Origin of the sequence: Halorubrum rubrum, assembly GCF_024494685.1 — an archaeon.
Lineage (GTDB): Archaea > Halobacteriota > Halobacteria > Halobacteriales > Haloferacaceae > Halorubrum > Halorubrum rubrum.
On the sequence record NZ_JANHDM010000001.1, the window covers coordinates 433,034 to 443,584 of the forward strand.

Genomic DNA, 10,551 nt, shown 5'->3' on the forward strand with positions numbered 1-10,551 from the left:
CCGGTGGGATCGGATAAAGGGTTGTGGCTCGCCACGGCGTCGAGACCGAACGACTCGCGTCGCTCTACGCCGCGTCGGCGTCCGGCGGCCACGCCACACCGCGCTCGTCGAGCAGGTCGGCGAAGCCGTCCTCGTCGAGGACGGGCACGTCCTCGGCGTCCGCGTCCTCGCGTTTCGATCGTCCGGGGTCGTCCCCCACCACGAGGTAGTCGGTGTTGCCGGAGACCGACGAGGTCGCGTTCGCGCCGTGCGCCTCGACGAGCGCCTGCGCCTCGTCGCGGGTCGTCGAGAGCGATCCGGTGAAGACGAACGTCAGCCCCTCGAGCGCGTCGGCGTCGTCAGCGGCGGCCTCGACGGACCGCGGCTCCACTCCGCGCTCGCGGAGCGCCTCGATGGCCGCTCGATTCTCCGGACTGTCGAAGAACTCTCGGATCGACGCCGCGACCGCCGGTCCCACGTCGTCGACCTCGCGGAGCGTCTCCTCGTCGGCGTCGAGCAGGGCGTCGAGGTCGCCGAACGCCCGCGCCAGCGCTCGGGCGGTCGTCGGGCCCACGTCGGGGATCCCGAGGCCGGCGAGGAACCGGTCGAGCGGGGGGTTCCGCGTGGCGTCGAGGGAGTCGACCAGGTTCTCGGCGCTCGTCTCGCCCCACCCCTCCAGGCTGGCGAGGTCGTCGACCGTGAGATCGTACAGGTCCGGGAGCGACTCGACGAGTCCGGCCTCGCGGAGCCGTTCGACGCGCTCCGGGCCGAGCCCCTCGACGTCGAGCGCGTCCCGGCGCGCCCAGTGTTCGACCGCCCGTTCCAGCTGTGCTGGACAGCCGAGTCCCCCGGTACAGAAGGCGAGCGGCCCCTCGCGCTCGACCGGCGCGTCACAGACCGGACACGTCTCGGGGAACGCGTAGGTCCCCGCAGAGCGCTTTTCGACGACCTCGGGGATGTAGGGGATCACGTCGCCGGCACGGTAGATCCGGACCCGATCGCCGACGTTCACGCCGAGCGACTCGATCTCCGCGGGGTTGTGGAGCGTCGCTCGCGAGACCGTGACGCCACCGACCTCGACCGGATCGAGTTCGGCGACGGGGGTGAGCCGCCCCGTGCGGCCGACCTGAACCGTGATCGCCTCGACGGTCGTCGTCGCGGTCCGGGGCGGGAACTTGTACGCGAACGCCCACCGGGGGGCCCGCGAGGTCGAGCCGAGCGTCTCGCGGGCCTCCCGGTCGTTCACCGAGATCACGACGCCGTCGACCGCGAAGTCCAGGTCGTCGCGGGCGGCCAGGGTTCGGTCGCGGTAGTCGATCGCGGCCTCGACGTCGTCGACCAGCGCCACCCGGTCGGTCCGGCGGAGCCCGAAGCGGTCGAACGCGTCGAACTCGGCCCAGTGAGCGTCCGGACGGGCGTCGGCCGAGTCGTCGGCCGGATCCCCTTCGTCCCACGCCAGCACGTCGAAGAAGAAGACGTCGAGCGGGCGCTCGGCGACGACGGCGGGGTCGAGCTGGCGGAGCGTCCCGGCGGCCGCGTTGCGGGGGTTCGCGAACGGCTCCTCGCCGCGCTCGATCAGCTCCCCGTTGTACGCCTCGAAGGCGTCGCGGGGCATGTACACCTCGCCGCGGACCGCGAGTCGGGACGGGGGGTCGCCCCGGAGCCTGCCGGGCACGGACCGGATCGTCCGGACCTGCTCGGTCACGTCGTCGCCCTCGATCCCGTCGCCGCGGGTCGCGGCGCGGACGTACTCGCCGTCCTCGTAGAGGACCTCCACGGAGAGGCCGTCGAACTTCGGCTCGCAGACGTACTCGACGCCGTCCGGGTCGAGCCCCGCGTCGGCGACGCCCCGTCGGACGCGTTCATCGAACTCGCGGACCGCGTCCGCCTCCTTCGCGCTGTCGATGGAGCGCATCGGCGCGACGTGTTCGACCGTCTCCAGCCCGTCGAGCGGCTCACCGCCGACCCGCCGAGTGGGGGAGTTCTCGGTCGGAAGATCGAACGCCTCCTCCAGTTCGCGGAGCCGCTCGAAGAGGCGATCGTACGTCGCGTCCGCGATCAGCGGGTCCGCGTCGACGTAGTAGCGGTGGTCGTGTTCGCGGAGCGCCGACCGCAGGAGCGACGCCTGCCGCTCCGCCGCGTCGGACGACAGCTCCGCGACCGGATCGAAGTCGGTCGGCGGCTCCTCGACGTAGGGGTTCTCCTCGGGGTCCGCGTGCCGCGTCGACGAGCTCGTCATCGACCGACGATAGGGACGGTTCGGGTTAAAAACGCCCGGCACGGACCGGCGAATCGAGGGGTTCGGTCGACAAACAATACCAACCCACATTTATAACACATCGGACATAGATTTCGAAGACATGACAAACGACACGCCGACGGGACCGCTGGCGGAACTGTACGAGGGGCGCATCGGGACCCCGACGACCGACGACGAGGTGCGTGGATACTGGATATTCTCGCTGGGCGTGCTCGTCGGCGTCCTCGGCGTCGTCGTCTTCGCGGTCACCGCGCCGCGGACGACGAGTCGGGCCGTGGGGTACGCGCTCGTCGCACTCTCGCCCCCGCTCGTCATGCTCGGGGCCATCGTGCGGTTCCCGCTCCGACGGTCGGCGACGACGCTCGGAACGCTCGGCGGGCTGTTGACGCTCGCGGCCGTCGCCTACTTCTTCGTCGTCTTCCCCGACGGCTGGTCGCGGGCGACCGGGAACGCGACCGCCAACGCGCTGTACGCGGCGGGCATCGTCGTGATCGGGCTGGCGGGGACGATCGTCCCTCTGGTGACCGACCCGGTTCGGGAGGATTACGAGCGGATGCGAGCCGAGACGGCCGCCACCGCGGCCGCCAGCGAGGAGACGGAATCGGAGCTCGCGACGACGGAGGGCGAACTCGAGGCGACCCGCGAGGAACTCGAGGCGACCCGCGACGAGCTCGACGCCGCCGAGGCGCGGATCGAGGAGATCGAGACGGGAGCGGCGGCGGAAGCGGAGGAGCGCGAGGCCGAGACCGCGGCCGCACGGGCAGAGACCGCGGCGCTCCACGAGAGCAAGGCCAGGTTCGAGCTGTTCGAGGACGCGAGCGGGAAGCCGCGCTGGCGGCTCCGCCACCGCAACGGCAACGTGATCGCGACCTCGGGGCAGGGGTACAGCAGCCGCGGCAAGGCCCAGAGGGGGCTCCACAGCGTCAGACGGAACGCGCTCGGGGCGGGGTTGTTGCGGATCGAGACGACCGCCGAGGAGGCAGAAGTCATCGCCGACGACGGCCCCGAGCCCGCGGACGCCGACGAGCCGGAGGTGGCCGTCCCGAGCGACGACGAGGCGATCGAGAGCGAGGCGACCTTCGAGCTGTTCGAGGACGACGCGGCGGAGTGGCGCTGGCGGCTCCGTCACGACAACGGCAACGTGATCGGCGACTCCGGTGAGGGCTACGCCTCGAAGTCCAACGCGAAGCGCGCGCTCTCGCGAGTCCGCGAGCACGTCGCCGCCGCCGACTACCTCCGGGTCGATCCCGCGGCCTTCGAGGTGTACCGGGACAAGGGCGGGAAGTGGCGCTGGCGGCTGATCCACGAGAACGGCAACGTCCTCGCCGACTCCGGACAGGGGTACAGCAGCCGGTCGAAGGCCCGCCAGGGGCTCGAGAGCGTCCGGTCGAACGCCGCCGAGGCCACCCTCGAGGACCTCGACGCCGACGCGAGCGACGCCGAAGCCGACGCGGACGAGGCCGGATCCGACGGCGGGGCGAACGCGACGTTCGAACTGTACGAGGACAACGCCGGGGAGTACCGCTGGCGGCTCCGCCACCGCAACGGCAACGTCGTCGCCGACTCCGGCGAGGGTTACGCCTCGAAGGGTGGGGCGAGAGACGCGATCGAACGCGTCCGCGAGTACGCCCCCGACGCCGACACGCTGGAGGTCGGAAACGCCGCCTTCGAGATCTACGAGGACGCCGCGAGCGAGTGGCGCTGGCGGCTCCGCCACCGCAACGGCAACGTCGTCGCCGACTCCGGCGAGGGCTACGCCTCCCGGTCGAACGCGGTCGAGGCCGTCACGGGCGTGAAGCGGAACGCGCCGGGAGCCGACGAGGAAGCCGTCGAGTGATCCGGAGGCGTCCGCGGGCGGACCGTTCCGGCCGCGCACGCCGCGCGGTTTACGTCGGATCGCCCACAAGCGCTCGGACGAGATGAGTCGGATCCGCGTCCTGAGCTACAACGTCCGCTACGACAACCGACACGACGGCCACGACGCCTGGTACGCCCGCAGGGACGGGGTCGCGGACCTGGTCCGCTTCCACCGGCCGGACGTCGTCGCGTTCCAGGAACCGCTGCCCGGCCAGCGGGCGGACCTCCGCGAGCGGCTCCCCGAGTACGACCTCCTCGGGCGGGGCCGAAAGCGCGACGACGCCGGCGAGGGGTGCCCGATCGGGGTCCGAACCGACCGCTGGCGGACGGTCGACGGCGGCACGTTCTGGCTCTCGGAGACGCCGGCGAAGCCCTCGGCCGGCTGGGACGCCGCGCACCCGCGGATCGCCACCTGGGTCCGGATCCGACCGCGGGAGAGAACCGATGGACCGGCCGCGACGGCCGGTTCGCCGCTGCTCGTCGTCAACACCCATCTCGATCACGTGAGTTCGCGCGCGCGTCGCGAGTCCGCTCGACTGCTCCGCGAGCGGGTCCCGGAACTCGCCGCGGCGATCGGGGAGGACGGTGACGCGGACTCCGCCGGCAGCCGATCCGGGGACACCGAGCGGATCCCGCGGGTCCTCGTCGGCGACTTCAACTGTACGGCCGGATCGGCCCCCCATCGGATCCTGACGGGGACCGATCCGAACGCGGAGACCGGATCGGCCGACGGTGCGGGCGGCGGAACGGACGACACCCTCCACGACGCGGCCGCGGCCGCCGACGTGCGTCACGGACCGCGGACGAGCCTCACCGACTTCTCGCGGCTGATCGACGGCCGACGGATCGATCACGTGCTCGTCTCGCCGGGGATCGAAACGGAGGCGTTCGCGACGCTCGCCGACCGCGACGACCGGGGACGGTATCCCTCCGATCACCTGCCGGTGTTCGCCCGGTTGCGACTGTGACGCTCGAGTGGCGGGGAAGTCTCACTGCTCGTCGTCCGCGTACCGCGCCAGCGCGTCCTCGTGGCCGCGGCGGGCGGTCTCGAACGTCTCGCGGAGGTCGACGATCGGCGTCTCGGTGGCGTCGACGCGAAGGTCGTCGTGGGAGGGTTCGAGCCGGCCCGCCGCCTCGGTCGTTTCCACTCGAACCGCCGCCGACTGGACGGAGAGGTCCTCGCGTTTGTCGCCTCCCGCGTCGTGACCCGCCGCGAGCGCGTCGATCAGCCGCTCGGCGAGCGGGGCCTCGCCGTGTGCGGTCGACTCGTAGGCGGCCGCGGCGTCCTCGAGGACGGCCGGTCCGACGAGGAGGTTGCCGGCGACGGTGTAGTTCTGTCCGACTCGATGACCGAACCACTCGCCACACTCGTCTCCGGAGAAGGCGAAGGTTCCGTCGGCGTCGACGCCGTGGAGCTGTCGCCGCTCGCGGCCCTCGTCGGCCGCCAACAGCGCGTCGAGCGCGTCCTCGATCGCGAGACCGTCGGCGAGATAGGCGATCCCCTTGCGACCGAGTTCGACGTTGGTGTGCGACTGCGTCGCCACCGCGCCGTGCTCCGAGGCGAACGGACACAGCGCGCCGACACCCGGCAGCCGCGTGGTGACCGCCACGCCGAACCGGACCTGGCCGTCGCCCGCGTCGTCCGTGTACCGCTCGCGAACGCAGATGCTGAACGTCACGTCCCGAGGTCGACTCCGGCCGCGAAAAAGGTACGGAACGTCCGGACGACGATCCGGATCACGGGAGGACGGACCGCCCTCGCGGCGAGGCCGGTCGCGGCGGCGACTACGACAGCGCCGCGACCATCGCCGAGACGTGCTCCGTCTCGTCCGCGTTGATCCCGTGGCCCATCCCCTCGTAGATCCGGGTCTCGACGTCGCCGCCGAGCGCCTCCAACACCGCGGCCGTCTCGTGGACGCGCTCCTCGGGGATGTGCGGGTCGACGTCGCTACAGCCGAGGAAGGCGGGGGTTCCGGCGAGCGCGTCCGCGGGGTCCGCGTCGCTCCCGGCGGCCGCGTCCGCGATGTAGTCGTCGACGGTGACCGAGTCGCCGATCAACCCGCCGCTCAGGGCGGCGAGCCCGCCGTACTCGCGGGGGTTCCTCGCGACGAACTCGCTCGCGAGACACGCCCCCTGTGAGAACCCGGCCACGAGGACGCGCTCGGGGGGGATCCCGGCGTCCGTCGCGGTTGCGACGGCGTCGCCGACCGCCCGAAGCCCCGAGCTCCGTCCGGGCTCGTTCTCCTCGACGGGCGCGAGAAACGAGTTGGGGTACCAGGTGTTCGCGGCCGCCTGCGGCGCGAGGAGCGCGACGCCCCCGTTCGCGGGCGACACCTCCTCGCCGAACCCGACGATGCTCCGGGCGGTCGCGCCCCGGCCGTGGACGAGGACGACCGCCGCGTCGGTCTCTGCGAGGGGCGTTCCTGCCGTGACCAGCTCCTCGTCTCCGTGGGGGTCGTCGCTCGCGTGTGGGGCTCCCCGGCTCATACGCCGACTCCGGCGTCGGCCTCGGGCAGGTCGTACTTCTTCACGGGAAGCCCCAGTTCCTCGAGGGCCCCCTCCATGTGGCGGTCCTGGGCGAAGTCCGCGCCGTCCTCCTCGCGAAGCCGCTGGGCGGTCGCGAGCACCTCGCCCTTGCGGTCGGCGGGGATCTCGTACTTGTCCGAAGAGAGCTCGATCACGAGCCCGTTGTTGTCCTGGGTGTAAATGGAGTGGAAGATCCCCCGATCGAAGACGTTGTACCCCTTGCCGGCGTCCTCGAGCGCCCGCATGATGTCCTCGTACTCGTCGGGGTCGACGCTGAAACAGAGGTGGTGGACCGCGCCGGTCCCCGGACGCTGGCCGCGCGCGGAGGGGCGGTCGTCGCTCACGAAGACGGTGAGGATCCGGCCGTCGCCGGTGTCGAAGAAGAGGTGCGTCTGCGACGGGTCGTCGAGGTTGGGCTGGCGGAGGACGAGCGGCATCCCCAACAGGTCGCGGTAGAACGCGACGGTGTCCGCCTCGTTGCTCCCCCAGATCGTGATGTGGTCGGTTCCGGTCGTGTGAAACGGCGCGTCGGGATCCTCTGCGGTCACCGGGACCTCGCTCTCGTCGCTCATACACCCCCTTGGAGACCCACCGGAATAAAGCCGGGAGAGACCGGACGGTGACCGGCTGACGTGGATGTTATCGGATCGAATGGATGGGTTTTAGCGTCGGCGCGAGGAGGAGTCGACATGGAGATCCTGTTACACACCGGCCACGGACATCCCGAACTGCTGTGGATCGCCGTCTCGGCCGTCGCTTCCTTCGCGCTCGGCGTCGGCGTCGGCGCGTACGGACTCGACGTCGGACCCGACCGGACCGCCGACGCGAGCCCCGAAGAGGAGTAGCGCGGCGATCGAGACCGGCCGCAACCGGGCTATCCCATCACCGCTCCCACACCTCGGGAGCGACGCCGAGGACGCGAACGACCGGCGGGTAGCCGACGGCGACGACGAGGACGACGAGAAGCGATCCCCAGAGCGGGACGGCGAGGACGACGCGCTCCGCGACGGCGAGCGCGGAAAGCATCGCGACGAACATGACGCCCCAGTGAGGTGCGAGCTGTCGCACCGTCTCGGCGAGGGAGTTCATGGCCGCGCTACCGGTTCCGGGGGCTAGTGGATGTCGATCCATCGGAACCGGCACGGAGGAAAGGGGGCTCGGTCGAGGCCCGGTTCAGTACCGCGAGGGCATGAACGCCATCGCGAGGAACAGCCCCGACGACAGCAGGCTGGCTATCATTACGCGCCACAGGCCGTCGCTTCGCGTCTCGTGGCGATCGATCGCGGCCTGCTGCGCCTCGAGCGACTCGAAGTCCGTCGACAGCGTCAGCGTCGACGCGTCCTCGAAGTGGGCGACGAACTCCGTCTCGCCGATCGTCACCCGCTCGTTCTGGACGACCTCGGTGGAGACCGTCTCCGTACCGGTCCAGACGAGGGTGGCCGCGTCGGCGGAAACCGCGTCGACGGTGACCGTCCGATCGTCGTACTCGAGCTCGTCGTCGACCGCGTACGAGCGCTCCTCCGGCTCGGGGAAGTACTCGTCCGCCGGGACGAGCCGCGTCTCGTCGTCCTCGCTGACGACGACGTACTCCTCGCCGTCGCGCTCGATCGTCTCGTTGTCCGCGTTCGGGTCCTCCTCGAGGATCGCCGTCCGGTCGAGGACCTCGACGAGCGCGACGGAGGTGGCGTTCTCGCCGTCGATCCGGACGGTCCACTCCTCCCCGTCGAGCTCGACGGTCGAGCCGTTCGACCACGACTCCGACATCTCCGCGGTTCGGTTCCGTTCGACCTGTCCGATCACCTCGCCGTCGGTCTCGCTGGCCCCCGCGAACGTGTACTCCTCCCCGTCGACTTCGAGCGAATCACCCTCCGACAGGTCGTAATCCGGGTTCTCGAAGGATATCCCAGGAGTCTGGGCCGTCGTGACGAGCACACCGGTCGCGCTCCCGACGAGCAAGAAGAACGCGACGTATACGGCTACAGCGCGTCGTTGCATGGTTCGAGTGTGGGTCACCCGATGTATAACGGTTACTAACCCGTAGCGATTCGACGAAGGATCCCGTCCCTCGTCATCGCCTGACGACGAGCACCGAGAGGTCCGAGAACGGGGAGTCGTCGCGCCCGTCGCCGCCCGCGTGCTCGGCGAGGTCGCCGAGCGTCGTCCGCGCGATCGCCTCGTCGTCGTGGGTGAGTCGCTCGCAGACGAGCGCGGTCGCGTCCGCCCGCCCGCCGTGTTCGAGCAGGTCCGCCGCGACGTCCCCCGGCATCCAGTCGAACGGACGCGGGAGGACGAGCAGGTGACGGTCGCCGACGTCCCGGTGGAGCCGGTCGAGGTCGGCCGTCAGATCGCCGCTCTTGTGGAGCGTGACGAACGTCGCGTCCTCCATCGGCGTCCGGCACCTGCTCGCCGCGACCTGAAGCGAGGAGACGCCGGGAACGACGTGGACGTCCACCCCGCCGTCGGTCGCCTCGTCGACCGCGCGTTCGACCTTACCGAGGAACTGATACCCCGAGTGGTTCGGGTCCCCCATCAGGACCGCGACCCCGCGGTCGCCGCCGGCGACGCGGTCGGCGAACGCCGTCAGCGTCTCGGCCTCGTCGCGGTACCCACAGGAAAGGAGGTCCGCGTCGGTGCGGTCGCGGACGAGGTCGACGACCGTCTCGAACCCGACGACGACGTCCGCCTCACGGAGCGCACGCTCGGCCCGTGGGACGAGGAACGCCGGATCGCCGGGACCGATCCCGACCGCGCGGACCGCGGGAGCGGAGTCGGCCGACCCCGGCGCGTCCGGAAGCTCGATGTCGGGCGTCGCGGCCGCGTACGCCGCCGGATCTGTCCCAACGTCGAGGTCGTAGGCGTCGTCAGGATCGCCCGTGTCGTCGGAACACCTCTCGTCGTCGGGATCGGTAGCGTTCGGATCGCATCCGTCGTTCGAGTCCCTCCGACCGTCCGCGTCGATCCCGTCGCTCATGTCCCTGGAAACGAGACGGGCCGGTAACACCGCTCCGGTTCGGCGCGAGACCGAGGGAACCGCGAGACGGACCCGATACGCCAACACGAACCGAATCGACGGTGGCGACACACAACCGCGGACGCATTTAGTACGAGCGCGACCTGTGGCGGTGCGATGACTTGACATCCTCCCCGCGCTGAAGCGCGAGGATTCCCACGGCACTGCGCTGGTAAGCAGCGATAGTGATCCTCGCCGGCAACGAATCGCACGACGACGACGGCCGCCTCGCGAACGCGTTGGAGGCCGCAAAGGAGTTCGCCGAAACCGACCGCGACGAGCCCGAACGGATCTTCGACGACGCCGGTACCCAGTGGATCCCCGAACGCGAGGGCGAAGAGAGCGACTACTACGAACTGTACCAAGCAGTACGCGACGACGCGACCGTCGGTGACTACTGTTCGGGCGCGTTCGGCGTCGCCGACCGCGAAGACGCCGGCCTCGTCACCCCCGACGAGCACGACGGCCACCCGAGCATCCGCTCGCTCGTCGACGACGACTACGAGATCATCACGTTCCAAACGCGCCCCGGACACGGCCACCCGTTGGCCCGCTTTCGAACCGACCGGACGAGCCGTTCTCTCGACGCACGACGACGACGCGACGAATCACCTACCCGAGCCGACGGCTGTTCGCGTCAAAACGTAAAGCCAAGGGCCGGATTTGAACCGGCGTTGGGCGGCTCTGCAGGCCGCTGCGTCTGACCAGACTCTGCCACCTTGGCGCTATCGAACCTACCGCAGTCGAGCGTTTAAGCCTAGCGGTCGGAAAGCGTCGCTGTTCGTCCGATGTGTATGAAAAAAGCCCACGGCCGCGACGACCGTGGGCCCGAATACGACTACAGTATGAATGGCGAGGCGGCGAACCGCGGTTCCCAGAGGATCGCTCACTCCAGTACTTCCCGGCACGCGGGTGGGCT

At 70.5% G+C, this 10,551-nt stretch carries 10 protein-coding genes, 1 tRNA gene and 1 pseudogene; 4 read left to right on the plus strand and 8 right to left on the minus strand.

Annotated features, from left to right (window positions below; translation table 11 throughout):
• Window positions 1-64: 64 nt before the first annotated feature.
• On the minus strand, window positions 65-2,218 hold the full coding sequence (ligA, locus tag NO889_RS02215) for an NAD-dependent DNA ligase LigA (RefSeq protein ID WP_256410608.1): 2,154 nt from the start codon (window positions 2,216-2,218) through the stop codon (window positions 65-67).
• A gap of 121 nt (window positions 2,219-2,339) precedes the next feature.
• On the opposite strand from ligA, the gene NO889_RS02220 reads away from it, so the two are divergent.
• Together NO889_RS02220 and NO889_RS02225 are read left to right on the plus strand one after the other, a co-directional pair.
• Window positions 2,340-4,076: an HVO_2922 family protein gene (locus NO889_RS02220; RefSeq protein ID WP_256410609.1), complete on the plus strand. Its 1,737-nt coding sequence runs from the start codon at window positions 2,340-2,342 to the stop codon at window positions 4,074-4,076.
• An 82-nt stretch (window positions 4,077-4,158) separates the two neighbouring features.
• Window positions 4,159-5,064 (plus strand): endonuclease/exonuclease/phosphatase family protein, encoded by a 906-nt coding sequence (locus NO889_RS02225; RefSeq protein WP_256410610.1) that lies wholly within the window; start codon window positions 4,159-4,161, stop codon window positions 5,062-5,064.
• A 21-nt stretch (window positions 5,065-5,085) separates the two neighbouring features.
• Here NO889_RS02225 and NO889_RS02230 read toward each other — a convergent pair whose 3' ends face one another.
• From NO889_RS02230 to NO889_RS02240, 3 genes are all read right to left on the minus strand, one after another.
• Window positions 5,086-5,775 carry a DUF1028 domain-containing protein gene (locus NO889_RS02230; RefSeq protein ID WP_256410611.1) on the minus strand — a complete coding sequence of 230 codons (690 nt, stop codon included), beginning with the start codon at window positions 5,773-5,775 and terminating at the stop codon, window positions 5,086-5,088.
• Between the two features lie 106 nt (window positions 5,776-5,881).
• A complete protein-coding gene (locus NO889_RS02235; RefSeq protein ID WP_256410612.1) occupies window positions 5,882-6,583 on the minus strand; it encodes an alpha/beta hydrolase in 702 nt (233 codons plus the stop codon).
• On the minus strand, window positions 6,580-7,194 hold the full coding sequence (locus tag NO889_RS02240; RefSeq protein WP_256410613.1) for a VOC family protein: 615 nt from the start codon (window positions 7,192-7,194) through the stop codon (window positions 6,580-6,582). The genes NO889_RS02235 and NO889_RS02240 overlap by 4 nt, the downstream gene beginning before the upstream one ends.
• Before the next feature lie 117 nt (window positions 7,195-7,311).
• Here NO889_RS02240 and NO889_RS02245 point away from each other — a divergent pair, with 117 nt between their 5' ends.
• Window positions 7,312-7,467, plus strand: a complete 156-nt coding sequence (locus tag NO889_RS02245; RefSeq protein ID WP_256410614.1) for a hypothetical protein — start codon at window positions 7,312-7,314, stop codon at window positions 7,465-7,467.
• 37 nt (window positions 7,468-7,504) lie between these two features.
• Here NO889_RS02245 and NO889_RS02250 read toward each other — a convergent pair whose 3' ends face one another.
• The 3 genes from NO889_RS02250 to NO889_RS02260 form a co-directional block, all read right to left on the minus strand.
• Window positions 7,505-7,711, minus strand: a complete 207-nt coding sequence (locus NO889_RS02250) for a hypothetical protein (protein WP_256410615.1) — start codon at window positions 7,709-7,711, stop codon at window positions 7,505-7,507.
• A gap of 84 nt (window positions 7,712-7,795) precedes the next feature.
• Entirely contained in the window at window positions 7,796-8,617 is an 822-nt protein-coding gene (locus NO889_RS02255; protein WP_256410616.1) for a hypothetical protein, read from the minus strand.
• Between the two features lie 73 nt (window positions 8,618-8,690).
• Complete coding sequence (locus NO889_RS02260; RefSeq protein ID WP_256410617.1) at window positions 8,691-9,593, minus strand: cobalt-precorrin-7 (C(5))-methyltransferase; 903 nt, start codon at window positions 9,591-9,593, stop codon at window positions 8,691-8,693.
• A 221-nt stretch (window positions 9,594-9,814) separates the two neighbouring features.
• On the opposite strand from NO889_RS02260, the pseudogene NO889_RS16415 reads away from it, so the two are divergent.
• A pseudogene (locus tag NO889_RS16415) lies at window positions 9,815-10,150 on the plus strand (DsrE family protein); the annotation flags it as partial.
• A gap of 130 nt (window positions 10,151-10,280) precedes the next feature.
• Here the strand turns inward: NO889_RS16415 and NO889_RS02270 are convergent.
• Window positions 10,281-10,356, minus strand: a tRNA-Cys gene (locus NO889_RS02270).
• Window positions 10,357-10,551: the final 195 nt, after the last annotated feature.